General features: G+C 61.9%; 28 protein-coding genes and 2 pseudogenes. 13 read left to right on the forward strand and 17 right to left on the reverse strand.

Features of this window, described 5'->3' with window-relative positions:
- Positions 1–13 precede the first annotated feature (13 nt).
- On the forward strand, positions 14–196 hold the full coding sequence (locus tag N2604_RS24270; RefSeq protein WP_092257040.1) for a hypothetical protein: 183 nt from the start codon (positions 14–16) through the stop codon (positions 194–196).
- Between the two features lie 90 nt (positions 197–286).
- Here N2604_RS24270 and N2604_RS24275 read toward each other — a convergent pair whose 3' ends face one another.
- From N2604_RS24275 to N2604_RS24335, 13 genes and pseudogenes are all read right to left on the reverse strand, one after another.
- Positions 287–490: a cold-shock protein gene (locus N2604_RS24275; RefSeq protein ID WP_028141284.1), complete on the reverse strand. Its 204-nt coding sequence runs from the start codon at positions 488–490 to the stop codon at positions 287–289.
- A gap of 139 nt (positions 491–629) precedes the next feature.
- Positions 630–1,199 carry a hypothetical protein gene (locus N2604_RS24280; protein ID WP_260370701.1) on the reverse strand — a complete coding sequence of 190 codons (570 nt, stop codon included), beginning with the start codon at positions 1,197–1,199 and terminating at the stop codon, positions 630–632.
- Positions 1,196–1,318, reverse strand: a complete 123-nt coding sequence (locus N2604_RS24285) for a hypothetical protein (RefSeq protein WP_260370702.1) — start codon at positions 1,316–1,318, stop codon at positions 1,196–1,198. The genes N2604_RS24280 and N2604_RS24285 overlap by 4 nt, the downstream gene beginning before the upstream one ends.
- 534 nt (positions 1,319–1,852) lie before the next feature.
- Complete coding sequence (locus tag N2604_RS24290; protein WP_260370703.1) at positions 1,853–2,188, reverse strand: P27 family phage terminase small subunit; 336 nt, start codon at positions 2,186–2,188, stop codon at positions 1,853–1,855.
- Positions 2,189–2,306: 118 nt separating this feature from the next.
- Entirely contained in the window at positions 2,307–2,810 is a 504-nt protein-coding gene (locus N2604_RS24295; protein WP_260370704.1) for an HK97 family phage prohead protease, read from the reverse strand.
- The gene (locus tag N2604_RS24300) at positions 2,803–2,991 is read right to left on the reverse strand and encodes a hypothetical protein (RefSeq protein WP_260370705.1); all 189 of its coding nucleotides are present in this window, start codon (positions 2,989–2,991) and stop codon (positions 2,803–2,805) included. The genes N2604_RS24295 and N2604_RS24300 overlap by 8 nt, the downstream gene beginning before the upstream one ends.
- Positions 2,984–3,556 (reverse strand): hypothetical protein, encoded by a 573-nt coding sequence (locus N2604_RS24305; protein ID WP_260370706.1) that lies wholly within the window; start codon positions 3,554–3,556, stop codon positions 2,984–2,986. Before N2604_RS24305 ends, N2604_RS24300 begins: the two co-directional genes overlap by 8 nt.
- Positions 3,556–4,155, reverse strand: coding sequence for a hypothetical protein (locus N2604_RS24310; protein ID WP_260370707.1), 600 nt, complete (start codon positions 4,153–4,155; stop codon positions 3,556–3,558). The genes N2604_RS24305 and N2604_RS24310 overlap by 1 nt, the downstream gene beginning before the upstream one ends.
- A gap of 458 nt (positions 4,156–4,613) precedes the next feature.
- Positions 4,614–5,549 carry a hypothetical protein gene (locus N2604_RS24315; RefSeq protein ID WP_260370708.1) on the reverse strand — a complete coding sequence of 312 codons (936 nt, stop codon included), beginning with the start codon at positions 5,547–5,549 and terminating at the stop codon, positions 4,614–4,616.
- Positions 5,550–5,640: 91 nt separating this feature from the next.
- Positions 5,641–6,534 carry a hypothetical protein gene (locus N2604_RS24320; RefSeq protein WP_260370709.1) on the reverse strand — a complete coding sequence of 298 codons (894 nt, stop codon included), beginning with the start codon at positions 6,532–6,534 and terminating at the stop codon, positions 5,641–5,643.
- 234 nt (positions 6,535–6,768) lie between these two features.
- Entirely contained in the window at positions 6,769–6,969 is a 201-nt protein-coding gene (locus N2604_RS24325; RefSeq protein WP_260370710.1) for a hypothetical protein, read from the reverse strand.
- A 734-nt stretch (positions 6,970–7,703) separates the two neighbouring features.
- Positions 7,704–8,921, reverse strand: a pseudogene (locus N2604_RS24330) (ComEC/Rec2 family competence protein); the annotation flags it as partial.
- A gap of 96 nt (positions 8,922–9,017) precedes the next feature.
- A pseudogene (locus N2604_RS24335) lies at positions 9,018–9,250 on the reverse strand (DUF2171 domain-containing protein).
- Positions 9,251–9,631: 381 nt separating this feature from the next.
- Between N2604_RS24335 and N2604_RS24340 the strand changes: the two are divergent.
- On the forward strand, positions 9,632–10,960 hold the full coding sequence (locus N2604_RS24340; protein ID WP_260370711.1) for an MFS transporter: 1,329 nt from the start codon (positions 9,632–9,634) through the stop codon (positions 10,958–10,960).
- Positions 10,961–11,163: 203 nt separating this feature from the next.
- Here N2604_RS24340 and N2604_RS24345 read toward each other — a convergent pair whose 3' ends face one another.
- Entirely contained in the window at positions 11,164–11,526 is a 363-nt protein-coding gene (locus tag N2604_RS24345; protein ID WP_260370712.1) for an SPW repeat protein, read from the reverse strand.
- A gap of 247 nt (positions 11,527–11,773) precedes the next feature.
- Between N2604_RS24345 and N2604_RS24350 the strand changes: the two genes are divergently transcribed.
- Both N2604_RS24350 and glnA read left to right on the forward strand, forming a co-directional pair.
- Positions 11,774–11,956 (forward strand): hypothetical protein, encoded by a 183-nt coding sequence (locus N2604_RS24350; RefSeq protein ID WP_027574389.1) that lies wholly within the window; start codon positions 11,774–11,776, stop codon positions 11,954–11,956.
- A gap of 126 nt (positions 11,957–12,082) precedes the next feature.
- Positions 12,083–13,513: a type I glutamate--ammonia ligase gene (gene glnA / locus N2604_RS24355; RefSeq protein ID WP_260370713.1), complete on the forward strand. Its 1,431-nt coding sequence runs from the start codon at positions 12,083–12,085 to the stop codon at positions 13,511–13,513.
- Here glnA and N2604_RS24360 read toward each other — a convergent pair.
- Positions 13,510–13,956 carry a YbhB/YbcL family Raf kinase inhibitor-like protein gene (locus N2604_RS24360; protein ID WP_260370714.1) on the reverse strand — a complete coding sequence of 149 codons (447 nt, stop codon included), beginning with the start codon at positions 13,954–13,956 and terminating at the stop codon, positions 13,510–13,512. The two genes, glnA and N2604_RS24360, sit on opposite strands and share 4 nt — an antisense overlap.
- A 118-nt stretch (positions 13,957–14,074) precedes the next feature.
- Here N2604_RS24360 and N2604_RS24365 point away from each other — a divergent pair, with 118 nt between their 5' ends.
- The 3 genes from N2604_RS24365 to N2604_RS24375 are packed head-to-tail and all read left to right on the forward strand — an operon-like array spanning position 14,075 to position 16,304.
- Positions 14,075–15,079 (forward strand): MBL fold metallo-hydrolase, encoded by a 1,005-nt coding sequence (locus N2604_RS24365; protein WP_260370715.1) that lies wholly within the window; start codon positions 14,075–14,077, stop codon positions 15,077–15,079.
- 21 nt (positions 15,080–15,100) lie between these two features.
- The gene (locus N2604_RS24370) at positions 15,101–15,781 is read left to right on the forward strand and encodes a phosphoribosylanthranilate isomerase (protein ID WP_260370716.1); all 681 of its coding nucleotides are present in this window, start codon (positions 15,101–15,103) and stop codon (positions 15,779–15,781) included.
- Positions 15,782–15,818: 37 nt separating this feature from the next.
- Positions 15,819–16,304 carry an adenosine-specific kinase gene (locus tag N2604_RS24375; RefSeq protein ID WP_260370717.1) on the forward strand — a complete coding sequence of 162 codons (486 nt, stop codon included), beginning with the start codon at positions 15,819–15,821 and terminating at the stop codon, positions 16,302–16,304.
- 137 nt (positions 16,305–16,441) lie between these two features.
- On the opposite strand, the gene N2604_RS24380 is transcribed toward N2604_RS24375, so the two are convergent.
- Both N2604_RS24380 and N2604_RS24385 read right to left on the reverse strand, forming a co-directional pair.
- A complete protein-coding gene (locus N2604_RS24380) occupies positions 16,442–16,828 on the reverse strand; it encodes a nuclear transport factor 2 family protein (protein ID WP_260370718.1) in 387 nt (128 codons plus the stop codon).
- A gap of 9 nt (positions 16,829–16,837) precedes the next feature.
- Complete coding sequence (locus tag N2604_RS24385; protein ID WP_260370719.1) at positions 16,838–18,514, reverse strand: glutamine--tRNA ligase/YqeY domain fusion protein; 1,677 nt, start codon at positions 18,512–18,514, stop codon at positions 16,838–16,840.
- A gap of 145 nt (positions 18,515–18,659) precedes the next feature.
- Here N2604_RS24385 and gltX point away from each other — a divergent pair, with 145 nt between their 5' ends.
- From gltX to N2604_RS24415, 6 genes are all read left to right on the forward strand, one after another.
- Entirely contained in the window at positions 18,660–20,087 is a 1,428-nt protein-coding gene (gltX, locus tag N2604_RS24390) for a glutamate--tRNA ligase (RefSeq protein WP_260370720.1), read from the forward strand.
- Between the two features lie 145 nt (positions 20,088–20,232).
- Positions 20,233–21,534, forward strand: a complete 1,302-nt coding sequence (gene gltA, locus N2604_RS24395; protein ID WP_260370721.1) for a citrate synthase — start codon at positions 20,233–20,235, stop codon at positions 21,532–21,534.
- Between the two features lie 198 nt (positions 21,535–21,732).
- Positions 21,733–22,911 (forward strand): ROK family transcriptional regulator, encoded by a 1,179-nt coding sequence (locus tag N2604_RS24400; protein WP_260376301.1) that lies wholly within the window; start codon positions 21,733–21,735, stop codon positions 22,909–22,911.
- A 59-nt stretch (positions 22,912–22,970) separates the two neighbouring features.
- Positions 22,971–24,257, forward strand: coding sequence for an ABC transporter substrate-binding protein (locus N2604_RS24405; RefSeq protein WP_260370722.1), 1,287 nt, complete (start codon positions 22,971–22,973; stop codon positions 24,255–24,257).
- Positions 24,258–24,328: 71 nt separating this feature from the next.
- Positions 24,329–25,177 (forward strand): carbohydrate ABC transporter permease, encoded by an 849-nt coding sequence (locus N2604_RS24410; protein ID WP_409241747.1) that lies wholly within the window; start codon positions 24,329–24,331, stop codon positions 25,175–25,177.
- Positions 25,170–26,027 (forward strand): carbohydrate ABC transporter permease, encoded by an 858-nt coding sequence (locus N2604_RS24415; RefSeq protein ID WP_260370724.1) that lies wholly within the window; start codon positions 25,170–25,172, stop codon positions 26,025–26,027. The genes N2604_RS24410 and N2604_RS24415 overlap by 8 nt, the downstream gene beginning before the upstream one ends.
- Positions 26,028–26,035: the final 8 nt, after the last annotated feature.

Consider the following 26,035-nt stretch of genomic DNA (forward strand, 5'->3'; position numbering starts at 1 on the left):
AAGGAGCGCCGCGTTGGCTAAGAAAACGAAGAAGACCGTTCGCCGCGAGTGGACGAAGGAAGACATTAAGGATCTTAAGGCGCACTCCAAAGCGCGCACGCCGGTTGTCAAAATCGCTAAGATGACTAAGCGAACCGAGGGCGCGCTACGGCAAAAGGCTATCGTGCTGGGAATCGGTCTCGGACATCAGCGGTAAATGATGAGCGCGCATGCTGCCGCGCGCTGTACCCGCGGCAGCGTTTACCTGCTGTCGGACCTGGGGAATCTCGCCGCCCGCGTGGGCGTCTCAGCCAATTCTTAGATTTTCCGCCGAGTCTTTGCCGCGGTTATTCACGACGTCAAAGCTAACTTTTGCGCCCTCTGCGAGAGAGGTGAAACCGGCTTTTTCAACTGCCGAGATGTGAACAAAGACGTCTTTGCCGCCGTTGTCTGGTTGAATGAATCCATAACCCTTCGTCGGGTTGAACCACTTAACTGTCCCCATAGCCACTTTGAATTCTCCATTTTCTAAAAAGCAAAGCTAGTGCTCGAATTTAGACGAAAGAAAGGCTGGTCCGGCCCGCCTTCACGCGGGGGCGCCGCCAACGATCTCGTCCGGCCATCGCTTCAGCAGCTTAATCCGGATCCCGTCAGCACCAACCTCGGTTGTGTTGTGCAAACCCGCCAACAAGCCCGCCTACGGTGGCGCTCCCGAACGTTCCTGCAGCGGGTAGGCTAAACTTTGCTGCGCGCTGTTTTTCCAACAGATGCAATCCATCCTCCGGGATCCGCATCTGCGCTGAGCCATCCACGCTGGGCCGGATGTATCGCTCGACCGCTCGCCCCTTGAAAATGCCGTGCTCAAAATGGCATTCGACGACATGGATCAACGGGCCGGTATTCTCTGACCAGCCTGCCAGCACGACATCGCACCGGCCGGTCAGGTTGTGGCCGACTGCCTTGCCCCGGCTGCAGCACGTTTTGACCAGATCCGGCATTGCATCGGCGAGCGTTCGAAGCTCGGCGAACTGAGTTTCGATCAACTGTGCCGTCAGCAGAGTCGGTATGGCCGACAGACCGGTAACGCCAAAGACTGCGTTATGCTCGGGAATCGTGTGAACTTTGGTCCCGATACCAAGCAGCTTGCCAGACAGATGAAAGGCGCCATCGGAGAAGACGTGGACTGCGTCCGCAGATCTGAAGACGTTGATCGCCGTCACTCGTCATTTCCCTCTTCATCCTCTGATCTTTCTTCGACTTCGACGATCTCCGCTTCGTCGATGAAGGTGCCAGCGGCCAGTCCTGTTACGGCCACCGCGATTGCAGTGAAAATTGGCATGTTGATATCTCCGTTAGGTTGATAGTCCCGCCGATTTCATCAGCGCGTCCCTGAGCGCCAGCGCCACATCAGCCGGCTCGCGGTCACATCCAATCAGCGATCGTGGCTCCGCATCCAGCGGACATGCGGCGAATTTCGATCTACCGAGCGCGGCAGCCAGTGCGATACGGTCGACGTTGGTTGGCGCTTGGTGCGCGCGCCTGAATATGTCGACAGCCTCGGGGGTGATGTGCACGCGTTGACGGCGCCTGTTTCGCCGCGACCTTATAGGCACTGCGGCTCTCCGAATTCGCGCAACCCCCAAGGCACGAAGTGTGCGCCCCTTGGATATCGCACTGCGAACTCCTCCAGGAATGCAGAGCCGTGCAGAGTCCAGGCCGCCTTCGCCGCTTCCCGATCTGGTCGGCCGTGCTCATCCATCTCGATTAAACCAGCTAAGTCTCCGAACAAGTCGAATTCGGATTCGAATACACACGACCACTCATCGAGACCAGCCGCCCCACGCCTTTTATTTTTCTTCGGCCTAGGCGGCATTTAGCGTCGGTTTCCATAGGTCGCATCACGAGGCATGCGCGGCCCGTCTGCAGGCTGCACATCCAGGCCGAGTTCACGGCATAGAATCCGGAATCGGTTCTGCGCTTTGTGCTGGATGTCTACCCATGGGCTGGGTTTCTGACAGCCAAAACGGTCCAGAACTACCGCACCGTCCTCCGAAATGGCTGCGCGCGCCTGCTCAGATTGATCCAAACTTTCGCAGGCTAGCCGCAGCAGATGGCGGTGGTGGTCGTCCAAGTCGTAATCCGTATGCACCTGCCGCCACCAGGCTTTGGCAGCCCGAGAGAGGTGATCTGGAGGTTTCGGCGAGGCCATTTAGGTCTCCAAAATTTTTTAAACTCTGGGGCAGCAATCACACGCGTTGAGGTGTGGCGCCGGTATTTTCCGTTGCAGGTGTGAGAGATTTGACCCAGCCCTCCCCCTACCCGCCACGCTAAAGAATGCCGCGGGCTCTCATCTTTGCTTCGATGCGGCGCCGTGCTGCAGCACTGTTGCTTGAGCGCAATGCGGCGGTTGTTGTTGGATAGGCAGGCAGTGCAGTCAGGGTCAGTTCGAACAGATCAAGGTCCGTAATCGTTCGAAGTGGGAGGCGATCGCCACCATCTTCCCATTCCTCCGCGCGAACTCTGAAACCGAAGCTGCAGCCACGCACATCCTGCCGTCCGACAGTTCCAAGCGCGGTTTGGCCCTCCGGCGTGGTTGGATCGACCGTCAAAGAAAAGTACAAGCCAGCGTTACTCTCTCTCAGTTGCAGAGAGCCTGCAGCCGTGCGGCCCAGCACGCGGCCGACATCGTGGTTTAAGATCATGACCACGTCCGGGCTTTCCCTGAGCGTTCGTGTAAGGCTTCCCGGCGCGAGCTGTTCTCGCCATTCGCCAGCGATCACCGTCGGGCTGTTGTAGACGATGGCGAAGCCCGAGATAACGTTATCAGTCACGCGCCCTTGCCTCCGCCGCAGCAAGCCTCGCCTCTCGCTTGCCCAGCCTGGATTTTGCCCGCAGCTCACGCGCGATCTCTACCGGATCCGTGTTGGCGTAAACCTCGACCTTTCCGGGCATTTTGATGCGGCGCTCTTGCTTGCCGGTCCGCGTCGGTTTGCAGGTGGCTCGCTCAAACATTGTGACCGGCCTCCGCGCATTCCCTCAAGAAATAAGCGACCCTTTCAGTGAAGTGTGCGCGGACCGGTCCCAAGTAACCGAGACGCACGTCCTCGCGCTCCAGATCGTCCAGCAGCGCATCATGCTTCTCGCGAGCGGCCTCCAACGCGCGAGCCGCCTCGCACACGGCAGACAGGCGTCGTTGATATTCTTGGCGTACGGTAGCGCATACGGTTTTACTGGCCACGTCCCGTGCCTCAGCGGTACGTCGGAATAGTACCTCGCGGGCGTCCTCAATGTGTGCCATTTCGGTCGCGACTTCACGCAGCTGGCGCGACAGCTCCGCGATGCTGGTGCCTTCCTGAGGGTCACCAAGCAATTGTGCGACGGCGGGCGCAATGAATTTGCCACCAGCCGCCTTAGCCGCTGCGATTTCACTGAGTAGCTTCGACCGCTGGGTGTTGAGCTCGGAATATCTCTGCTCCAACTCCATCCGTTTTGCGAGCAAGTCAGCGTAGGCGCCGTCCGCCTCTGCGAGGCTGGGCACGCGGTATTCGTCGGTGGGTTTCTTCTTCAACGGAGCCATTAGGCAACAACCTTTTCAAAAATGTCATCAAGAACATCCGCGATCACATTCACAGGCACTGTCGTCGCAGTGCGATGTCCTGACCGTTCCCAATGTCCGGCGTCAGCTCCAGCCGTCCGAAAGCGCGCCGGCATATTCGGCTGATTGACCACGATCTCCGGCCAACCGCGGACGAACTCGATTGTTGAACGCCGCGCATCAACATCTCCGCCGCGAGCCATCTCGACTAGAAGCTCGATGGCGTCGAATGCAGTGCGCGGAATAGACGCTGGCGCATCTTGAGGGATGACAACACCCGCAGGAACGAGGCCTGCGTAGGTAGCGAGATCGTGGTCCGCGAGGCGCAGCTTCGTAGTAACTGCAACGGCCACGATCAAACGCAGCGTATCAGTCTCGTTTAGCTCGGGCGAACGCGCCGGGCCGCCTGCTGGCAACACGCCAGACTCGGAAAGGCGCCGCGCGATATGCTTCGCTCGCCTGGGATCGAAGGCGAGCGCATCGATACTGGCGAGCACGCTGGCAAGTTTTGCCAAAATTGTTGCTCCTTGTTCGGAAATGTCAGTTGGTCGGTGAAATAAAAAGCCGCTCGGCGGCTTCACGGCTCTAAGGCCGGGAAAGAGATGGCGACGCCGGTAGTGGGCCAGCGCGCCGAGTGCACGTCACGTCGGGATGAGCACATCCCTACGTGTTAATACGGTCCCACCTGCGGGCGGGGACGCTTGTCTACGAAAAAAACAGGTCGCTAGCTCAGAAACTTCACGCCGAGACGGCGCTCGTCGCGCCAAATTACCGAGCAGCCAATGTCTACACCGGCACTTGGAACACGCAGGCTGAAGGCTGCGGGCACGAAAGGCGCGTTATCGATTTGGACTATCGCAGAGGAATCGGTGAGGTGGCGGACCTTGCACCGCACAGGACTGCCGTCGACAAATATCTGTCCAGCATAGACATTGCGTCGCCGCTCGTTCGCCACGTCTTGAAGACTCCCCCGCTATAGCGCGGAGGGATATTCTTCGAAGATTCCGGTCTCAAATGAGGCTAGACCATGGTTTCATTGTTAGGCCGCGATCTTCTCCAGCGCCACCAGTGCTGCGTCCTGCAATGCCACGCCCTTGCGCTCGCCTGCCTTGCCCGTGCCCCAGCCCCGTTTTGCGCCAATCTCGCGCGCGTTCAGACCGTCTAAGCTGGCTTCCAATACCGCGAGGTGATCGCCCAACGCAGCTTGAACGCGTGGCGCGTCCGTGTCGGCCACGATGGCATTCTCAGCCGCGTCTGGCGCACCGACGAAGCTGCCCTTGGCTGCGGTCGGATTGCTGTGCACGCGATACGATAGGAACTCAGCACCGTGCGCAACGGCAGTTGGGCACCGTTCTGCTGGCGCAAGGCCGGCATTGGTACGGGCTTCGGCGAATGTGGCGCGCGAACCTAGACCCGTGCGGTCTATCTCCATCCGTCGATTGTCATTGCATGCGCACAGACTCTGCGTCCAATGGGCTGAGCGCAAGCGTCGATAATCCTCACCCTCGGAGCCACGCTCACGATAGGTCGACACCATCGGAAACCCGCCGCTACCACGAATAGAAAGGTGCCGCTGATTGTCGGCCTGCCGCTCTTCATCGCTTATGCGCCGGCCGCCCTTCGCTTGCCTGAATAGCTCAGCGGCTTCGTGCCAACGGTTGTCCGAGCCTCGCCATTTTACAATGCGCCCGTTCTCAACCTTGATGTGGCTCCTAGCAGCTGCGTCCAGTTCTGCGGGGGTAATCGGGCCGTAGCCGCCGCGGATCCCGATGGCGCGTTTCACGGCAATCCGCACTATTTCGTCGGGACTCGGCCGGATCTCCACGATCCTATCTACTTGTGTGCTGCCAACCTCGCTATCGTTGGCTGCGAACCATGCCGAAGGCGCGAGCGGAGCGGCATAGTCTTGCAGGAGGCGCAAATCTGAACGCCTGCCTGCACGGGCAAGGCGGGACTCGAGCGGGGTTTGCTTCATAGATTGTCTCAGGGGACGTGACGTTCGGGCCATTTGCTGGCTCTTGGCGTGACCGGTTTCCGGCTGCACGCTTAGCTAAGTGCAGTGAGGTTCATGCGGCCTCGTCGTCCGCTACACCGTTATCGTTAGCCGGAGCGAGCACATATCGCCCGCCCCGTAGATAGACGCGACATCCAATTAGCTCTGCTGGCTCATTGACTTCATCGAGGCCGGCAGACGCACACAACAGCTCTAGCTCCCTCTGCCCGTCAGCCTGCATATCCTTGTCGGCAGACTCCACCGCTATGATGTCGCCACCACCTTCCTCGAAATCGAGGGAAAGCCAGCTCTCGCCATCTTCCGTTTCAACGGTCGCGCCAACAATCTTCTTCGTGACGACTGGCGGCGGCACCCCATAGGTGCCCGCCGACATGTCGGCATCTATAGGCCCTTCCATAGGAAGGCCATAGGATTGGTGCCGCGTCGGCGCGGTAGCTACGCCGTCTAGGTACCGCACGGGCGCGGTAACAAAGCTACGTAGTGACCGCGCGGGTGCGGTAGCTACGGTGTCGCCGCTAGATACCGCACGGGTGCGGTCACTACGCTGTGCACGACGTCGCCGCCTTTTGGCTTGCGCGAGCGGCTTTATGTAATTGTAAATGGCGGTCGCGGTGTCTCGCACCCACCTAAACGGTAGAAGATATGTATTGCCGCGCCGGCCGATGCCCTGCTCAGCAATGGATATGTATCCGCGCTCGGCAAGGTGAGCGATTGAACGGGCTGTGCTGGCATCGTCACGCCCCGTTTCCTTGGCGAGGTGTGCAGCCGATGTCGGTCGCGTTGCGCCGCCCTTGGGACCGTCCTTCAGGAATCTATCGGCAAGCTCGGCCAGGACGGCCAGATCACAAGCAGAGAGTTCTGTGTCCTTGGTGGCATACAGCAAAAGTTGGAACTGCTGCACTGGACCGATGGCACCTTCCGCGAGGCTCGGCTTATCGCCCTCCATGGCCACGCCCTCCGGCCGCTACAGCGGCGCGCGCGATGTCGTCAGCAATCCCTATATCGAAGCGGACTCCAGGGCTGAACACTCGCATAGAGCCGTCTGGCTTGCGCGTGACCAAAACGTCTACGGCCCTTACGCCTGGAGCAATCTCTAGATCTATTTTCGCAACGTGCTTGGCGTCCCAACCGGGCCGCACATTCGTAATCTTCACTTAGCGTCCTCGTAAATCAGTCGATGTTAGAAAAATCCCACACTGGTGTTTGCCAGCGCGTACTGCGGTTTAGGTTGGAAGAAAAAGTCGTCTCCCATCCGGCATAGCGAAAAGCCACGTCTGTCCATGTCCGCGATCGTCATCGCAAGCTTTTTGTCCAGATCGGTTAGGTGGGCATCAGACAGAACGCGAGATGCCCAAGCACGACGAGCGGCGCGGTTACCCATGAAAGGTCTCCCGAGGTTAGCGGTTGAACCGGTAATGAGTAGTGCGATTTCCGCGGCCTCGCACTAAACCGGCGCCCCACAATCCTCTCTGTGACCGAGCCTCATGTCTGGTGGTCCGACGTCCCGCGCTCGCGTACCAGGCGGGCTACTCGGCGCGGACCATCCCAAACCTCAACGGTCGGATGGGCCTCCAAGAATTTTTGAGCCCTAGCCTCGGCGTCTTTGTCGGTCTGGCAATCAATCTCATAGGCCGCACGAGCAACGCCGGATAAATCGACCGCGTACGCAACGTATCGCATTACAGTCCCCCTGGTCAGGAAGGCTGCAACTACGATTCTCTTGTGCGCTTACTGTTCCTGCGGTCCGCGCAAGAAAACGGCCCCAGCTTTTGGCGGCGGCTGGGGCCGCTGGAATGCTCCAACACGCAGAGGGGGCTACAGCTGGAGCAAAGCATCAATCCGACCGCTCTCGATGTGTTCCTAGGAAAGGGCACCTTGAGACCGACCAGCTTGCCCCGCGAACGACGCCGGGCATCTCGGGCACCGAACACCACGTGAACGTCCGCTAGCCACTCCGGGACTTTTTCCGGGACTCTGCGCCGGCAATCCGTGGGTTTTGCCCAGTTTTGAACGGCTTTCGTTCCGGGGCAGCGATGCCCGCAACTTCAAAAACGTTAGATATCTCAAAGTCTTCGCTACCTTAAACGGCGCTTAAGACCATGACGCATTCAATCTTTGGAAACTCGGATGCACCAGCGCCTCGGGCGCGACCGCGAGCACGATCAGCGCCGCCACCGCCAGCGTGCGGAAGGTGATGGCGCGGCGGTCGACCATGACGGCGATCAGCACCACTGCCGTCATGAAGAACGAGCGTTGCGTCGCGACCTCCGCGCCCGACAGCAGCAGGTAGAACGCGGCCGCGACCAGCGCCGCGGCCGCTGACCATTTCTTGATGGCAAAGCCGGCCGCCAGGCCCGGGATCAAGGCCAGCAGCGCGCGCACCGCGAAGAAGACGACGCCGGCGACGACCGCCATGTGATAGCCGGAGATCGACAGCACATGGCCGAGCCCCGAGACGAACATGGCATCGTTGACGGGCGCGGTGATCGCATCGCGCCGCCCCGTGAGCAGCGCCGTTGCGATCGCGCGGTTGTCGCCTTCGAGCGTTGCGCGGATGCGCGCGTCGATCGCGTCGCGCAGGCCCTGCATGAAGGCGGCGTAGCGCAGCCGCAAGCCGCCGGCGTCCGGCGGCGTGGACGCCGTGATCGCGCCCATCACGAAGCCGGAGGCGCCGATGCCCTGGAAGAACATGTCGCGCGAGAAATCATAGCTGCCGGGGCGCACCGGCGAGATCGGCGGCATCAGCCGCGCCTTCAATTGCACGAAGCTGCCGACTTCGGGCGCCGTGCCCTTGCGCACCGAGAGGCGGACGCGCTCGAGCTTGACCTCGCTGCGCTGCGCCTCCATCGCGCTGACGCGCAGCACGAAGCGATCGGTACGCTCGCGGATGTCGCGCGCTTCGACGAAGCCCGACAGCGACACCGAATAGAGCGGCTTGGCCAGCACGGGATGAGCGATGCGCGCCGTCTTCCAGGTCGCCATGGCAAAGCCGGATGCGACCGCCGCGAGCATGATGGCAGGCGCAAACAGCCGGCTCCGCCGCAATAGCACGGCGCCGAACATTAGCGCGATGGCCGTCGCGGCGACCACCCACAGCACCGGCTCATGATCGGCAGCGAAATAAAGCGCAATGCCGCCGCCGAAGGCGACGGGCAGCCACGGCAACAGTCGGCCAGGCCCGGCCTCGGCGCGCGCCCATTGCCGCAGCGTTGCGACGATTGCCGGCCAGATGCCAAAGCCCGCCGGCGCAAAGCCGCCGGCCGGGGCGGCGCGGCCGACCGGCCACGTCCCGGCAACTCCCTGGGAGCGTCCTGGCCGCCCCGGCTCCGCCATTCCCTTGCACCTTACGATACGCGACGGGTGCGGAGGCTACCGGACCGTGCGGCTGCGGGAATAGCGGTACAGATCGAGAACAGGCGACGGAGCGCCCTACTTTTCCTCTTCCATGGTCACGGCCACCGACGCCTTGGCGGACAGCCGGACCTTGTTGCCTTCGACATCGGCGACTAGCCCCTTGTCGATGAAGTGATGGTGCCCCTTGTGGCTGCCTCGCCGCTGTCCTTCTTGGTCAGCTTGATGCGGTTGCCCTCGACACGGTCGACCGTGCCGACATGGACGTCGTCGGCGCCGATCACTTCTATATGCTCTGCGATGTTCTGCATGGCGGGATCCTCATTGGACCCACATAACGCCTGAGGCTTTCCGTTCGTTCGTGACAAGAGCGCCGAGCGCGGTGGGCGACCGTTCCATCTCAGGACGGGGCAGCCCCGGTCCGGTCGATTGAGCCGAAAGTCTCATAAGACGCCAGCCCCGGCGGGACTACACTGCTTCTCCGCCTCCCCGGTAGACGGGCAGGTCGTGATAGCTCGCGGTACCGAAACGACCGCTGGAGCTTTTTCTCAGGTGGCTCGAACCTCCTGAGATTTGGCGTTGCGGACGCAACTCGCAATTCTCGCCTGTGGCGTCGCGCACCAAGCGTACTGCGCGAGCGACGGGCGCTGAAAAGCGTCAAGAGTAGCGTCTGAATTTGACAGGAGCAGCACATGGCAATTCAAGTACCGAGCGATTTTCGCCGCGTGATTGTTGCTGCGTCGGTGGGAAACGTCATCGAATGGTATGATTTCTACATCTTTGGCAGTCTGGCCGCAGTTCTGTCGGTCAAGTTCTTCGAACAGTCCCACCCGGTCGCAGCCCTCCTCAGCACGATCGCGCTATTCACTGCAGGATTCCTGATCCGTCCGTTGGGAGCTTTCCTCTTTGGATGGATGGGCGACCGGGTCGGACGAAAATATACGTTCCTCATCACGCTGAGCGGAATGGGACTGGGTACGGGAGCAATCGGGTTGATCCCGACCTACCAGTCCATCGGACTGACGGCGGCGTTCCTTTTATTCGGCCTGCGCATGATTCAGGGTCTGTGTTTGGGCGGCGAATATGGCGGCGCCATCACCTATGTCGCAGAGCATGTCCCGGACGACAAGCGCGGCTACTACACCGGCTGGCTGCAGACCTCGCCGACTCTCGGCATCGTCGTGTCCCTGGCCGTGATCATCCTGACACGGACCTGGTTCGGCAATCAGGTTTTTGACGAATGGGCGTGGCGCGTTCCGTTCCTGGTGTCCTTCCTGCTTGTGGCCATCGCAATCTACATTCGGCTCCAGCTCCAGGAGACGCCGATCTTCCAGGAAATCAGGGCCCGCGGCCAGATGACGGCGAATCCGTGGAAGGAGGCCTTCCTCAGTTCGAACGTCAAATTCATCGGGATCGCAATCGTGGTCCTGATCGGACAGGGCGTGGTCTGGTACAGCGGTCAGTTCTGGGCGCTGTATTTCCTTCAGCAGGTCTCGAAGGTGGACGCGCTGACCTCCGCCTACATCGTGGGAGCCGCGCTGCTGATTGCCACACCGAGCCTGATTTTCTTCGGCTGGCTGTCGGATCAGATCGGCCGCAAGCCGGTCATCCTGGGCGGCATGCTGCTCGCCGCGATCACGTACTATCCGCTGTATCTATGGCTGGGAGCGGTCACGCAGCCCGGCAACATCAACTATCCGACCGCGATCTTCATCATCTTCATCCTCGTTTGTTACGTTGGGATGGTCTACGGGCCGGTCGGCGCGTTCCTGGCGGAATTCTTTCCGGGCAGGATCAGGTACACGTCGGTATCGGTGCCGTACCACATCGGCAATGGCTGGGGTGGTGGACTGGTGCCGTTCATCACGTCGGCGGCATTCGCAGCGACCGGGAGCATCGGCTACGCATTGATCTATCCGATCGCGGTCCCCGCGGTATGCTTCCTGCTCGCGCTGTTCCTGATGCCGGAGACGCGCAAGATCAGCATCTGGCAGCCGATCGAGCCCAAAACCGCATCGTGACGAATAGTCTTGTGCAAGGTTTTGGTGCAGGCCTTGGTGTAAGATCCGAGAAGGCCTGCACCAGGCCGCATCGGCCTCTCTGCGCGACGAGGGTCATTGAAATCCCGTCACGTCCAGGCGTTGTCCTCGGCGTGCTCAAGTCGAGGCTCGCCTCCGGCCGCCAGCCGGTAGCGGTCGGCGGAGAATTTGGCCGATTGCTCTCGTCAGCCGGCCGGATGATGCCAGCGATCGTGCCACCAGGCGCTGAAGTCACGATCGGTCGTCAGCTCCCAGCCACCGAGCAAGATCACCAGCAGACCCGACAATACGCTGCTCGCCGTGGCTGCTGCCTGGTCATAGCCAATGGTCCAAGGCACCAGCACCAGCGCCAGGCCCAGCAGCATTTCGCCCCACTCTTCCAGGTAGGACGGGATGATAAAGGCCTCTACGGCAAACAGCATGACGCCGAGCCCGAGCGCGATGGTGATCCAGACAGCCGCCCCGGATAAACCCAGGATAGGGGACGACAGGACCAGCCACACGCCCACCAACAGGCTGGCAGCGTCTTGCCAATGTTGGATGCGCATAATGCTCACCTCCCCTCTCTTACTTATCTGGGGACGTACCGATGAAAAATCATCCGTCCGGCCTGCGTTGTGTTGCCGCGAGGGCCGGTCCAGGAGCCGGCGTCCAAGCCCGGCTGCCCCCATGCCCGGAGAGGCCCTTGCGAGTGCGGCGCACCCGGATGCAGACTGTCGCCGCTGGACAGGTGTCAATGTCGACCGTTTCCCGGTGCCGCGGAAGTTCGCGCCCGGAGCAGAGGGAGATGACGCCATGCGAGAAATGGAAATCCACGACTATGCGCGGCAGTTGCTGGAAGCCCATGGCCCCAAGGCCATTGCGGAAGCCGCTCAAAACGCCATCGAACTCGAGCAGAAGGGCGAGCTCGAATTGGCAAAAACCTGGCGGCACATCGAAGATGCGATGAAGCTGATGCGCGGGCCGCACCAAAGCTGACTGCCGGCGCGCAAAGCTTGCCTGACTGCGGCGGCAACGCCGAACGTGGACCACAGTCCGTCGCGAGCCGCCAGGTTGCGGCCGAACGGCTACGCGATCTCGGGACGCTGACCTGGGAGCGAAGCCATGGTTGCGAAATGTACGACAGCCGAAGACCTTGTGAAGGCGATCACTGACGAGAAAGTTCAGATGATCGATTTGCGGTTCACCGACCTGCCGGGGATGTGGCAACATTTTTCCGTGCCGCCGAGCGCGGTGAATGCCGATGCACTCAATGAGGGCATTGGATTCGATGGCTCATCGATCCGCGGCTTCCAGGAAATCCAGGAAAGCGACATGCTCGTCGTCCCGGATCCGACGACGGCCTTCGTCGACCCCTATAGTCCGGCAAAGACGCTGGTTCTCATCTGCAATATCCGCGACCCCGTGACCGGCCAATCCTATAGCCGGGACGCCCGCTACATCGCCCAGAAGGCCGAAACCCACCTTAAGGGTACCGGGCATGCCGATACGAGCTATTTCGGCCCGGAGGCCGAGTTCTTCGTCTTCGACGAGGTCCGCTACGGACAGGGCATCAACTTCGCCATGCACGCAATCGACTCCAGCGAAGGCAGCTGGAACACCAGCACGGATGAAGGACCGAATCTCGGCCACAAGCCGCGCCCGAAAGAGGGATACTTTCCCGTTCCTCCGACCGACAGCATGCAGGCGCTGCGCACCGAAATGGTGCTGACGATGGAATCTCTGGGGATCCAGATCGAGGCCCATCACCATGAGGTCGCGACCGGCGGCCAGAACGAGATCGACATGCGCTTCACCACGCTGACCCGCATGGCCGACAATTTGATGATCTACAAATACGTGGTCAAGAACACCGCACATCAGCATGGCAAGACCGCGACATTCATGCCGAAGCCGCTGTTCGAGGACAACGCTTCGGGCATGCACGTTCACCAGTCGCTCTGGAAGGGCGAGACCAATTTGTTCTACGACAAGGGCGACTACGCCGAGCTGAGCCAGCTCGCGCGCTACTATATCGGCGGGCTTTTGAGCCACGCTTGGGCGTTGTGCGGGCTCTGCGCCCCCACCACGAACTCCTACCGGCGCCTGGTGCCGGGTTATGAAGCTCCGATCAACCTCGTCTACTCCCAGCGCAATCGCTCCGCCTGCTGCCGGATTCCAATGTATTCGCCGAATCCGCGCGCAAAGCGCGTCGAGTTTCGTTCACCCGATCCGTCCTGCAATCCCTACCTGGCCTTCGCTGCAATGCTGATGGCCGGCCTCGACGGTATCGACAAGCAGATCGACCCTGGCAGCCCGATCGACAAGAATCTCTACGACCTCCCGCCTGCGGAGGCGAAGGAAGTGAAGTCCACGCCGGGATCGCTGGACCAGGCGCTCGACGCGCTCGAGCGCGATCACGCATTCATGCTACGCGGGGGTGTCTTCACCGCCGACGTGATCGAAACCTGGCTCGAATACAAGCGCAAGAAGGAGGTCGACCCGATCCGGCTGCGACCGCATCCTTACGAGTTCCATTTGTATTACGACATCTAGGGCATTCTTTCGACGAGGGTCGCCTCCGCGATCACGTGCTTGCGCGCCTCTCGCTCGATGTCGCTGCAGGATGCATTGGCCTTTGTCGACAGGCCCTCCATCGAGAGGGCAAGCAGTCGGAAATGATAATGATGAGGCCCATGGCCGTGCGGCGGACACGGGCCGCCATAGCCCACCTTCCGAAAATCGTTGACGGCTTGCTTCATTCTGGCGTTCTGCGCGGCGTTGATCGCAAATTCCGTGACCGCCGGCGGAATGTTGTAGACTGCCCAATGATGCCATTTGCCGGCGGGCGCATCTGGATCGTCGCAGAGCAGGACAAGACTCCGCGCCCCCTCCGGCGCGTCGCTCCATTGCAGAGGTGGCGAAAGATTTTCGCCATCACAGGTAAACCGTCGCGGAATTGCGGCACCATCGGCGAAGGCGCTTGAAACGAGTTTCATGGCTCTCTCCTCGATCCGATTGATGTATTCTAGCTCGATCCTGCCCGGTGCGGAATCCATCGCCGTCCCCTAAGATGAGGGGAGATGCATTTGGAACTGTTGCAGCAGAATTGTTGTCATGCGACCGCTTTTCCATCCTAGCCTGGTCAACGGTCGCTACGGCGATCCGACGGTCTATGTCGAGACGCTGTTCGAGAAACGAAGCCTGCTGTTCGATATTGGAGAGATTGCTTCACTGGCGCCACGGAAGATCCGACGCGTCGACCAGGTCTTTGTCTCGCATGCTCATATCGATCATTTCGTTGGCTTCGACCATCTGCTGCGTTTGCTCGTCGGGCACGAGAAATCGGTACAGCTGTTCGGTCCGCCCGGCCTAGCCGAGCACGTCTTTCACAAGCTTCAGGCCTATCGCTGGAACCTGGTCGAAAACTATCCCTGCGATCTTGTTTTCGACGTCAGCGAACTTGGAGTGGAAAATTCCATCTCCACCACGCGGTTCCGGCTGAGGAAAGGCTTCGCGGCAGAGCCATCCGTCTCTCGCAAGACCATTGCGGGCGTACTCTGCGATGAACCGACCCATCGCGTGTCAGCCGCGATCCTTGAGCATGGCACGCCCTGCCTCGGCTTTGCGCTGCAGGAAGCGGCCCATGTCAACGTATGGAAGAATAGGCTGTCGGAGCGTGGGCTACCCGTCGGTCCCTGGTTGCTCTCGCTGAAGAAGGCCGTCGTCGAGCGTCGCCCCGACGATCATTTGATCCGTATCGAAGAAGCGGCCAAGTCGGATCGCCTCGTGCCACTCGCAAGCCTGCGCGACATCGTGACGGTCACTGCCGGGCAGAAAATCGCCTATGTGACCGACGTTGCCGACACGCCGGCCAATCGTGCCGCCATCGTGGCGCTGATTCAGAATGCAGACATCCTCTTCATCGAGGCGGCGTTTGCGGACGCGGATGCCGTAATAGCGAAGGAGCGGGCTCATCTTACCACCACGGCTGCCGGAGAAGTCGCACGGGAAGCCAATGTCCGCCGCGTCGAGCCCTTTCACTTCTCTCCGCGCTATGCGGGAGAGCAGGGGCGGATGCTGGCCGAGGTGATGGCGGCGTTCGGGGCGCCTCGCGCCTGAGACTCGGAAAGGTTACGCCCGATGTTGACCCAGATTTATGAAATCTCTACCCCCGAAGAGGCGTCAGCACTTTCGGCCATTGGTATCGACCATATCGGCGTGCTCGTCGGAGACGGCCAATTTCCGCGCGAACTGTCGATCTCGGCGGCTTCCAAGATCGGAGCGGCAATTGTACCGCCATCGAAATTCTCGGCACTGTTCCTGACCCGGGATCTCTCCTTGATTGCGTCCTGGGCGCGCGAGCTCAACCCCGCAATCGTCCATTTGGGAGCCAGCGCCGAACTGCTTTCCCCGCAAGATGTTGCTTCGCTCAAACGCATGTTGCCCGGGATCGTCGTGATGAGAAGCATACCGGTGTTCTCCGAAGAAAGCGTCGCGATTGCCGAGAGCTACGTTGGCATTGCAGACTTTCTGCTGCTCGACAGTTATCGGTCCACCGACAAGCAGATCGGCGCGCTCGGCGTGACGCATGATTGGAATATCAGTCGCCGCATCGTGGACGTCGTCCGTATTCCGGTCGTCCTCGCAGGCGGCCTCGGACCGGACAACGTCGCAGCAGCGATCCAAGCTGTCCGCCCAGCCGGCGTCGACTCCAAGACGAAGACGGATCAGGACGGTTCGCATGCCAAGGACCTGGAGCGAGTCCGCCGGTTCCACGAAGCGGCTCGGGCGGCGGCTGACAATCGCTTTCCGTCGGCCTAACATGAATCGTGTAGCCCTCTCCTGGAGGAGCGCGGCCATGGAACTCACCGTCGTACCCATCGTCAAGCCGGACGCGGCCAACTTCATCTTCGGTCAGTCGCATTTCATCAAGACCGTGGAAGACCTCCACGAGGCGCTCGTTGGCACGGTTCCGGGCATCCGCTTCGGGCTGGCCTTCTGCGAGGCCTCCGGCAAGCGGCTGGTGCGCTGGTCGGGCAATGACGAAGCGGCCCTCACCCACGCCCGCAACAACGCATTGGCCATCGGCGCCGGCCACACTTTTCTGATCTTCCTGGGCGACGGCTTCTTTCCGGTCAACGTCCTAGCTGCCGTGCGCTCGGTGCCGGAGGTCTGCCGCATCTACTGCGCGACGGCCAACGCCACGCAGGTGATCGTCGCGCAAACCGAGCTCGGCCGTGGCGTGCTCGGCGTAGTGGATGGCGCCTCACCGCTGGGTATCGAGACCGACGCCGACATTGCGTGGCGGAAGGACCTCCTGAGGAAGATCGGCTACAAGCTGTAGCGACCGGATGAAGCGGTTGCGATGAAATACGCCTCCGGCGCTAAAGCGCGATGAGATTAGGTCGAATCGTCATCGCGCTTTAGTTGTTTGAGCATGATCTTTTCGGAAAACCGCTTCACACTTTTCGGGATCATGCTCTAGATCAGCGCAGCCCTGGACGACACGTGGTGGCTCGCGATCTTCCAGTCGCCGTCTTCACGCACGATCACCCAGGTCAGTTTGACCGAGAGCTGCGCGGCCTCTTCGTCGAGGTCGAATGATGCGATCGCGGCCATGTTAATCACATCGGGCACGACCTCAGCCGCAGCCACCTCGGAGAAGCCGACGCTCGGCTGGCGCCATCGCGGCAGGCCGTTGAAATAGTCGGCGACGCCATCCCTGCCGCGATAGAGCTTCGGGTTGGAGCCGAAGAAGAACGCGTTCTTCGCATAGAGCGACGACAGCGCGGCCGCATCGAGCGTCGCGAAGCCGGCGCACCATTTCGCGATGATGGCGGAAACGATGGCGTCGGCGTCGCTGCTCATGCCCTCGCCTCAGCCCTTCGCGACTTCCTTCGCGAACGTATCGCGCAGGCCGATCGTGCGCGAGAACACCGGCTTGCCCGGCGTCGAGTCCTTGTCGCGCACGAAATAGCCCTGGCGCTCGAACTGCATCGGCTCGGTCGAATTGCTCTCCGCAACGGATGCCTCGACCCGCGCATCGGCGAGGATCTCCAGCGAATTCGGATTGAGATCGGCCGCGAAATTCGAGGCGTCCGGGCTCGGATTGGCGAACAGCTGGTTGTAGATGCGGATCTCCGCCGGCTGCGACGTCGCCGCCGGCAGCCAATGCATGGTCGCCTTGACCTTGCGGCCGTCGGGCGCGTTGCCGCCCTTGGTCGCGGGATCATAGGTGCAGCGCAGCTCCACCACCTCGCCCTTGTCGTTCTTGATCACGCCGGTGCACTTGACGAAATAGGCGTAACGCAGCCGCACCTCGTTGCCCGGCGACAGGCGAAAGAACTTCTTCGGCGGGTTCTCCATGAAGTCGTCCTGCTCGATATAGAGCTCGCGGCCGAACGTGATCTTCCGCGTGCCGGCCGACGGATCGTCGGGATGATTGACCGCATCGAGCTCCTCGGTCTGCCCTTCCGGATAGTTCTCGATCACGACCTTGAGCGGCCTCAAGACTGCCATGCGCCGCTGCGCCGTGCGGTTCAGCTCCTCGCGGATGCAGAACTCCAGCATGCCGACATCGACGACGCTGTTGGCCTTGGCAACGCCGATGCGCTTGACGAACTCGCGCAGCGCGGCCGGCGGCACGCCGCGGCGGCGCATGCCCGCCATGGTCGGCATGCGCGGATCGTCCCAGCCCGCGACATGGCCGTCGCGGACGAGCTGGGTCAGCACGCGCTTGGACAGCAGCGTGTAGGTCAGGTTCAGCCGCGCGAATTCGTACTGGTGCGGCTGTGACGGCACCGGCAGCTTCTCGATGAACCAGTCGTACAGCGGCCGGTGGTCCTCGAACTCCAGCGTGCAGATCGAATGCGTGATGCCTTCAATGGCGTCCGACTGGCCGTGGGCATAGTCGTAGCTCGGATAGATGCACCATGCGTCGCCGGTGCGCGGATGGTGCGCATGCAGGATGCGGTACAGCACGGGGTCGCGCAGGTTGATGTTGCCCGCGGCCATGTCGATCTTGGCCCGCAGCACGCGCGCGCCGTTGGGGAATTCACCGGCCTTCATGCGGCGGAACAGGTCGAGATTCTCCTCCACCGAGCGGTCGCGGCACGGCGAGTTCTTGCCGGGCTCCGTCAGCGTACCGCGCGAGGCGCGGATCTCCTCCTGGGTCTGGTCGTCGACATAAGCGAGGCCGTCGCGGATCAGCTTCTCCGCCCATTCGTACAGGCGGTCGAAATAGTCCGAGGCGAAGAACAGGTTCTTGCCCCAGTCGAAGCCGAGCCAGCGCACGTCGGCCTGGATGGAATCGATATATTCCTGCTCTTCCTTGACCGGATTGGTGTCGTCGAAGCGCAGGTGGCAGCGGCCCGGAAACTCCTGGGCGATGCCGAAATTGAGGGCGATCGACTTGGCGTGACCGATATGCAGGTAGCCGTTCGGCTCCGGCGGGAACCGGGTCACGATTTCCTTGTATTTGCCCTGGTCGAGGTCGGCCTGGATGATGTCACGAATGAAATCGCGCCCAACCTCAGCTGCCACCGGTTCTGTCATTTCCGAAAATCCTGTAGGGAAATCAGCGGTTCTTCTGCCAAATTCGCGTGGCCGCGCCAAGGCCTCTAGCCGTCCGCCGTCGGGCTTTAGTTATGCTCCGGTCCTGCTATACACCACCGCCTCCAATGCATAGGCCCTGCCAAGAATGACCGATTCCGTCGTCACCCGCTTTGCCCCCTCGCCGACCGGCTTCCTCCACATCGGCGGCGCCCGTACGGCGCTGTTCAACTGGCTCTTTGCCAAGAAGCATGGCGGCAAGATGCTGCTGCGGATCGAGGACACCGACCGGGAACGCTCCACTGAGGCTGCGATCGGCGCCATTCTCGACGGGCTGAAGTGGCTCGAGCTCGGCTGGGATGGCGAGGTCATCTACCAGTTCGCCCGCGCCGCCCGGCACCGCGAGGTCGCCGAGCAGCTGCTGGCCGACGGCAAGGCCTATCGCTGCTACGCCACCGCCGAGGAGCTCGCCGCCATGCGCGAGAAGGCGCGGGCGGAAGGGCGCACCCGCCTCTATGACGGCATGTGGCGCGACCGCGATCCGGCGACGGCTCCGAGCGACGTGAAGCCCACCATCCGCCTGCGCGCGCCGCAGACCGGCGAGACTGTGATCGAGGACCAGGTCCAGGGCCGCGTGGTCTGGCAGAACGAGAACCTCGACGATCTAGTCCTGCTGCGGGGCGACGGCAACCCGACCTACATGCTCGCCGTGGTGGTCGACGATCACGACATGGGCGTCACCCATGTGATCCGCGGCGATGACCATCTGATCAATGCCGCCCGCCAGAAGCAGATCTACGATGCGATGGGCTGGGCGCTGCCGAGCATGTCCCACATTCCCCTGATCCACGGCCCGGACGGCTCGAAACTGTCCAAGCGACACGGCGCGCTTGGCGTCGATGCCTACCGCGCCATGGGGTACCTGCCGGCCGCGCTCCGCAATTATCTCGTCCGGCTCGGCTGGAGCCATGGCGACCAGGAGATCTTCTCGACCGAAGAGATGATCGAAGCGTTCGATCTCGCCAGCGTCGGCCGCGCCGCCGCCCGCTTCGACTTCGCCAAGCTGGAAAACCTCAACGGCCATTACATCCGCCACGCCGACGATCAATCACTCGTGAGGATGTTCGAGGACGTGCTCGACCACATTGTGCCGAGCCGTGACGAGATTAAGGCCAAATTAAACGACACCACGCGCGCGCAGCTTCTCAAGGCCATGCCGGCCCTGAAGGAGCGCGCCAAGACCTTGATCGAGCTGATCGACGGCGCCCATTTCATCTTCGCCGACCGGCCGCTGGCGCCGGATCCCAAGGCGCAGGCGCTGCTGACGCCCGAGAACCGCAAGCTGATCGGCCAGCTCCATTCCGCACTGGAGAAAGTCGAGACGTGGAGCGGCGCCACCACCGAGGCCGCGCTGCGCGCCTTTGCCGAGGAAAATAGTCTCAAGCTCGGCGCGGTCGCCCAGCCGCTGCGGGCGGCGCTCACCGGACGGACGACGTCACCTGGTATATTTGAGGTTTTGGACGTGCTGGGACGCCAGGAGAGCCTCGCCCGGCTCAAGGATCAGTCTACGACGTAAGTCGATCATGCGTGCGGCGATCTTGCAGCGCACATAGCAATAATATACCCATCTCCCCCACATTCTGGAACATCCGGCCTGCCCCCATGGTCTCCCTGGGGGCCTCCGGCTCCGGGCCCGTTTCACCACACATCGGGGACCTCTGATGGACGCAAAACCAAGCCCAAAGACCGCGACGCTGACGGTCGGAAACAATAATTTCGATCTCCCGATCCTCAGCGGCAGCGTCGGGCCTGACGTCATCGATATCGGCAAGCTCTACGGCCAGTCCGGCCTGTTCACCTACGATCCGGGCTTCACCTCGACCGCGAGCTGCCAGTCCAAGATCACCTATATCGACGGCGACGCGGGCGTGCTGGAATACCGCGGCTACCCGATCGAGCAGCTCGCCGAGCACGGCGACTTCCTGGAGACCTGCTATCTCCTGCTCTACGGGAACCTGCCGAGCGCCGCGCAGAAAAAGGACTTCGACTACCGCGTGACCCATCACACGATGGTGCACGAGCAGATGGCCCGCTTCTTCCAGGGCTTCCGCCGCGACGCCCATCCGATGGCGATCATGGTTGCGGCCGTCGGCGCCCTCGCCGCGTTCTATCACGACTCCACCGACATCAACGATCCGAAGCAGCGCATGATCGCCTCCATGCGCATGATCGCAAAGATTCCGACTCTGGCCGCGATGGCCTACAAGTACACCGTCGGCCAGCCCTTCGTTTATCCGAAGAACTCGCTCGGCTTTGCCGAGAACTTCCTGAACATGTGCTTCGCGGTGCCCTGCGAAGACTACAAGGTCAGCCCGGTGCTCGCCGACGCTCTGGAGAAGATCTTCATCCTGCACGCCGATCACGAGCAGAACGCCTCGACCTCGACGGTGCGCATCGCCGGCTCCTCGGGCGCCAACCCGTTCGCCTGCATCGCGGCCGGCATCGCCTGCCTCTGGGGCCCGGCCCATGGCGGCGCCAACGAGGCCGCACTGAACATGCTCTATCAGATCGGCACGGTCGACAAGATCCCCGAGTTCATCGCCAAGGTGAAGGACAAGAACTCCGAAGTCCGCCTGATGGGCTTTGGCCACCGGGTCTACAAGAACTACGATCCGCGCGCCAAGATCATGCAGAAGATGTGTCATGCCGTGCTCAAGGAGACCGGCCATGGCGACGATCCGATGCTGAAGGTGGCGATGGAGCTCGAGAAGATCGCGCTCAGCGACCAATACTTCATCGACCGCAAGCTCTACCCGAACGTCGACTTCTATTCGGGCATCACGCTCAAGGCGATGGGCTTCCCGGTCTCGATGTTCACCGTGCTGTTCGCGGTCGCCCGCACCGTCGGCTGGATCAGCCAGTGGAGCGAGATGATCGAGGATCCGCATCAGAAGATCGGCCGCCCGCGCCAGCTCTACACCGGCGTCGCCAAGCGGGATTACGTGCCGATCGACAAGCGCTAACGTCAGGCCATCACGGCTTTCGGAACGGCGTCATCGCAAGATGGCGCCGTTTTTCCGTTTGCCCACCCTACGAAACGGACTGCACCGCTCCACTTGCTGCCGCGCACAACAACAAGTCGGATCATCGCGCCAGCCAACGCTTGACAGCCGAAACCCTTCGCGCGCAAATTCTTACACTAAGTAAGAATGACGACAGGGATGGAAATGCCGGAGCAGCCGAGAAGTCGGCGGCAGACGCGCGCTGCCATTTTGACTCATCTGCTTCAGTCGGGCGGTTCGTTTCGTCCGCCTCTGGCCAAGGCCGTGCGCCTGTCGGAAGCGAGCCTGTCGCGCATCCTGCTTGACCTCAAGGCCGAAGGCCTGATCGAGGAAGTGCGGCGGCCTGCCCCTTACGTCGGTGGCCCGACCGGCCTCGTGTCGCTCGACGGCGCGGTGGCGCTGGCAGCCTTCGAGCTGACGGCGCAGCGGCTCAGCGTCGGTGTCGGCGGCCTGTCTGGCGAGCTGCACTACACCGAGCGGGTGCCGCTGCCGAAGACGCCGAACGTCGAGACCGTCGGCCGGGCGTTTCACGAAGCCATGACTTTGTTGCGAGACTGGACGCGGCGCCGCCGGATCACCCTGTCCCAGATCGGCGTCTCGATTCCCGGCCTCGGCCGTCTCAGCATATCGGCCAATCCGATCATTCCCTGCGACGTCGCTCGCATCAGTGACATGTTCGGCGAGATGTTCGCGGGCGTGCCGCTCGAATTCACCAATTCGGTCGTCGCGCATGCCACTTTTCACCGCTGCCGCACGGAAAATTATCCGTTCAACGACACGCATCTGTTCGTGCTCGTCAGCCACGGTGTCGCCGGCGCCTGGATGGATGATCCGGCTGAGGCCGACGCCCTGCAGCCGATCGAGCTCGGCCACATGGTGTTCGGGCCTGATGGACCGCGCTGCCGCTGCGGACATCATGGCTGCGTCGAGGCCTATGCGTCTATTCCCGCGCTGGCCGAGCTTCTCGGCGTTTCCGAAGCCGAGCTGCTCCAGCTCGGCAACGAATGGGTCAACACGGTCCCGATCTCATCGCGCGTGCGGCAGGAGTTGCGCCGGCGGCTGTTCCGGCTCGGCCTTGCGATCGGCAACACGCTGAACGTCAAGCCGTGCGGCGGCGTTGCGATCAGCGGCTGGCCGTCGCTTCTATCGGAAGAGGATCGGAAACCAATGGTCGATGGGATCGACGCCTGCCTGCTGGGCGGACGCAAATTGGCGCAGGTCTCCCTCGCCTTCGTGCCGCCGTCGACCGGCAACGATCCGCAGGCTGCGCTCGCCTTCGCCGCCTTCTGTCTCGCCAGCCGCGGCGGCATGCCAGCGGCATCGACGGAGGCGGCCTGACATGCGCTGAGCCTAAACGCCCCACAAGCGTGAAAACTTTCACACCGGGAGGAACTGCCATGCCGATCACAACAACAAGGCGTCGTCTGCTCGCTGGATCTGCTGCCGCGCTCGCATTTCCGGCCTTTGCCCGCGCGCAAGGCGCGGCCAAGCCGCGACTGACCGCGATCTCGCAATGGTCCGCGGGCAGCGACGGAGCCGCCATTACGGCGCTCGGCAAGAAATTCGAGGAGAAGGGCGGGGTTTGGCAGCACTCGCCCGTCCCCGGCTTCACGACCGAGATGATGAACAAGCTGCGCGCTCAGATCATGGCCGGCGATCCGCCTGCCTGCTCGCAACTCAAGGGTCCCGAGATTGCGGCCTGGTCGAAGATTGCCCCCACCGTCAATCTCGACGCCCTCGTCGCTGCTGCCGGCTACGAGAAGGTGGTCGCTCCAGACCTTGCAAAACTGCACAAGCCCGGCGGCAAATGGATTGCGCTGCCGCTGCAGATCTACAGCACCAACATGTTGTTCCTGTCCAAACGCGCGATGGACAAGGGCAAGGCGGACAAGGTCCCCGTCACCTGGGCTGACTTCAACGACCTCGCCGAAAAGATGAAGACGGGCGGCGTCGCCTATCCCATCGCCAATGGCGGCACCCGCCCGGACGACGGACAGAAATTCGAGGCTGCTCTGGCGGGCATCAGTCCTCTCGCCTATCGCGCGGCCATCATGAATCTCGAGAAGAAGGCCCTTGAAGGTCCGGAGATCAAGGCTGCGTTCGCGCAGGTGCGCAAGATCGCCGACTGGATGGATCCCAATGTCGGCGCCCAGCATTTCTCGACCAACCTGAAACGCTTCATCGACGGCGACATGGGCATGATGATCATGGGCGGATGGGCGCAGGGCGTATTGCGCAATGCCGGCTTCAAGCTCGAGGACTTCATGATCGCGCCAGGCCCGAGCGATAACAGCAAGCCGGTCTTCCTGCTGAACGCTGACGCCTTCATCTTCTGGCAGCGCAAGGAGCCCGACCTGCAAGCCGGCCAGACGCTGATGGCCCAGCTCGTCATGGATCCTGCGATCCAGACGATGTATTCGCAGATCACAGGATCGATCCCGGTGCGCACCGATGTCGATCTGTCCGGTGAAGGCTGGTCGGATGGGCAACGGCGAACCGCAGCCGCCCTGAAAGACGCTATCGCCAGCAACCAGGCGGTCCTGAGCCTTGCGCACAACATGGCGCAGGAAAACGGAATGACCGCGGCGATGATCGATGTGATCACGGAGTACGTGAAGAACAAGACGATCAAGCCGGAGCAGGCAGCCACCCGCCTCGCCGAGGCTGTCGAGGGCGCACGTTGATCAAACCGGTCGCAACAAGACCGGGCCGGCCGGCGGTTCCTGACGTGATCCGCCGGCTGCCCGAATATCTGATGATCTGGGTGCCGCTGCTGCTGTCGGCCGCGCATCTCGTGTCGTTCTCGCTGTGGACGCTCTGGATCTCGTTCACGCCGTCCACGCTGATCCCTGTTACGGGCTGGGTGGGCTTGCGCAACTATTCGGCGGTCACGGCATCGCGCAACTGGCAGATCGCGTTCGACAATCTGCTGCTGTTTGGCAGCGCTTTCGTGCTGCTGAGCGCAGCGACCGGCCTCATCCTCGCAATCCTGCTCGATCAGCGCATTCGCGGCGAGAACGTGCTGCGATCCATCTTTCTTTATCCCTTGGCCGTGTCGTTCGTGGTCACCGGCACGGTCTGGAGCTGGCTGCTCAATCCCGGTCTCGGAATCCAGAAGCTGGTCCACGACCTCGGCTGGACCTCCTTCAAGTTCGACTGGCTGATCGACCGCGACATGGCGATCTGGACCATTGTCATCGCTGCCATCTGGCAATCCTCGGGCTTCGCCATGGCGCTCTTCCTGGCCGGCCTTCGCTCGGTCGATTCCGACATCATCAAGGCCGCGCAGATCGACGGCGCGGGACCGGTCCGAACCTACCGGCGCATCATCCTGCCGTCGCTGTGGCCGATCACCGTCACCGTCGTCGTGATCCAGTTGCAGTTCGCGATTTCGACCTTCGATCTCGTGCGCGCGCTCACCAACGGCGGACCGGGAATCGCGACCCAGCTGCCGGCGCTCGTCGTCTACGATCTGATGTTCCAGCGCAGCCTGCTCGGCCGCGGCGCCGCGGCGGCTGTGCTGATGTTGCTCATCCTTCTCGCGGTGCTGCTGCCCTATGCGGCGTGGCGATATATCCAGCGACGGCGAGCCGCCCATGCCTGATCGCAGCTTCGCACCTAGCCGGATTTTGATCTATCTCGCCGTTTCGTTGATCGCCGCGGCCTGGCTCGCGCCGCTCGTCGTTGTGGTGCTGAACTCGCTGCGGAGCAACGAGGAGATCGCGCAGGGATCGATGATCGGCTGGCCGCAGCATCTGGCCTGGAGCAATTACGCCGCAGCCTGGAGCGGCTTCTGCGTCGCCGAGACCTGCGCCGGCATCCGGCCCTACATGCTGAACTCCGCGCTGGTCACGATTCCCGCCACGATCTTCTCGACCCTGCTCGGCGCAATCGCAGGCTACGCCGTGTCGCTCTGGCGTTTTCGCGGCGACAACTGGATCTACGGTATCGTGACGCTTGGCCTGTTCCTCCCGCAGCAGATGCGCCTGTTGCCCTGGACCATCGTGCTGCGGGACGTCGGCCTCATCAACACGCTGACCGGCCTCGTGGTGATTCATACCATTCAGGGGCTCTCCTTCACCACGCTGTTCTGCCGCAACTATTATGTCGCCATTCCCCATGAATTGATCCGGGCCGCGCGCATCGACGGGGCGGGCTTCTTTCGCATCTTCTGGCGCATCATCCTGCCGCTCTCCGGGCCGATCCTGATCGTCACGGTGATCTGGCAGTTCACCCATATCTGGAACGAGTTCCTCTATGGCGTGACGTTCACCACCGGCCAGCAGCAGCCCGTCACCGCAGCTCTCATCGCGCTGTCCGCCGCAGTCGCCGATATCCCGCAGCATGGCGTGCAGAGCGCAGCGGTGATCATCGCCGCGCTGCCCACGCTGTTGATCTACCTCCTCGGCGGCAAGTACTTCGTCCGCGGCCTGACTGCCGGGGCCGTGAAATGATGGAGTTG

Source organism: Bradyrhizobium sp. CB1015 (assembly GCF_025200925.1).
Classification (GTDB): domain Bacteria; phylum Pseudomonadota; class Alphaproteobacteria; order Rhizobiales; family Xanthobacteraceae; genus Bradyrhizobium.

Coding starts and splice junctions, on each gene's coding strand:
- N2604_RS24345 (WP_260370712.1), bottom strand. CDS start 11,526: ATGCGCATCCAACATTGGCAAGACGCTGCCAGCCTGTTGGTGGGCGTG.
- N2604_RS24340 (WP_260370711.1), top strand. CDS start 9,632: ATGGCAATTCAAGTACCGAGCGATTTTCGCCGCGTGATTGTTGCTGCG.
- N2604_RS24360 (WP_260370714.1), bottom strand. CDS start 13,956: ATGAAACTCGTTTCAAGCGCCTTCGCCGATGGTGCCGCAATTCCGCGA.
- N2604_RS24405 (WP_260370722.1), top strand. CDS start 22,971: ATGCCGATCACAACAACAAGGCGTCGTCTGCTCGCTGGATCTGCTGCC.
- N2604_RS24400 (WP_260376301.1), top strand. CDS start 21,733: ATGGAAATGCCGGAGCAGCCGAGAAGTCGGCGGCAGACGCGCGCTGCC.
- N2604_RS24415 (WP_260370724.1), top strand. CDS start 25,170: ATGCCTGATCGCAGCTTCGCACCTAGCCGGATTTTGATCTATCTCGCC.
- N2604_RS24300 (WP_260370705.1), bottom strand. CDS start 2,991: ATGTTTGAGCGAGCCACCTGCAAACCGACGCGGACCGGCAAGCAAGAG.
- N2604_RS24380 (WP_260370718.1), bottom strand. CDS start 16,828: ATGAGCAGCGACGCCGACGCCATCGTTTCCGCCATCATCGCGAAATGG.
- N2604_RS24315 (WP_260370708.1), bottom strand. CDS start 5,549: ATGAAGCAAACCCCGCTCGAGTCCCGCCTTGCCCGTGCAGGCAGGCGT.
- N2604_RS24320 (WP_260370709.1), bottom strand. CDS start 6,534: ATGGAGGGCGATAAGCCGAGCCTCGCGGAAGGTGCCATCGGTCCAGTG.
- N2604_RS24365 (WP_260370715.1), top strand. CDS start 14,075: ATGCGACCGCTTTTCCATCCTAGCCTGGTCAACGGTCGCTACGGCGAT.
- gltX (WP_260370720.1), top strand. CDS start 18,660: ATGACCGATTCCGTCGTCACCCGCTTTGCCCCCTCGCCGACCGGCTTC.
- N2604_RS24305 (WP_260370706.1), bottom strand. CDS start 3,556: ATGGCTCCGTTGAAGAAGAAACCCACCGACGAATACCGCGTGCCCAGC.
- N2604_RS24290 (WP_260370703.1), bottom strand. CDS start 2,188: ATGGCCTCGCCGAAACCTCCAGATCACCTCTCTCGGGCTGCCAAAGCC.
- N2604_RS24285 (WP_260370702.1), bottom strand. CDS start 1,318: ATGCCAATTTTCACTGCAATCGCGGTGGCCGTAACAGGACTGGCCGCT.
- N2604_RS24410 (WP_409241747.1), top strand. CDS start 24,329: ATGATCTGGGTGCCGCTGCTGCTGTCGGCCGCGCATCTCGTGTCGTTC.
- N2604_RS24375 (WP_260370717.1), top strand. CDS start 15,819: ATGGAACTCACCGTCGTACCCATCGTCAAGCCGGACGCGGCCAACTTC.
- glnA (WP_260370713.1), top strand. CDS start 12,083: ATGGTTGCGAAATGTACGACAGCCGAAGACCTTGTGAAGGCGATCACT.
- N2604_RS24385 (WP_260370719.1), bottom strand. CDS start 18,514: ATGACAGAACCGGTGGCAGCTGAGGTTGGGCGCGATTTCATTCGTGAC.
- N2604_RS24350 (WP_027574389.1), top strand. CDS start 11,774: ATGCGAGAAATGGAAATCCACGACTATGCGCGGCAGTTGCTGGAAGCC.
- N2604_RS24325 (WP_260370710.1), bottom strand. CDS start 6,969: ATGGGTAACCGCGCCGCTCGTCGTGCTTGGGCATCTCGCGTTCTGTCT.
- gltA (WP_260370721.1), top strand. CDS start 20,233: ATGGACGCAAAACCAAGCCCAAAGACCGCGACGCTGACGGTCGGAAAC.
- N2604_RS24370 (WP_260370716.1), top strand. CDS start 15,101: ATGTTGACCCAGATTTATGAAATCTCTACCCCCGAAGAGGCGTCAGCA.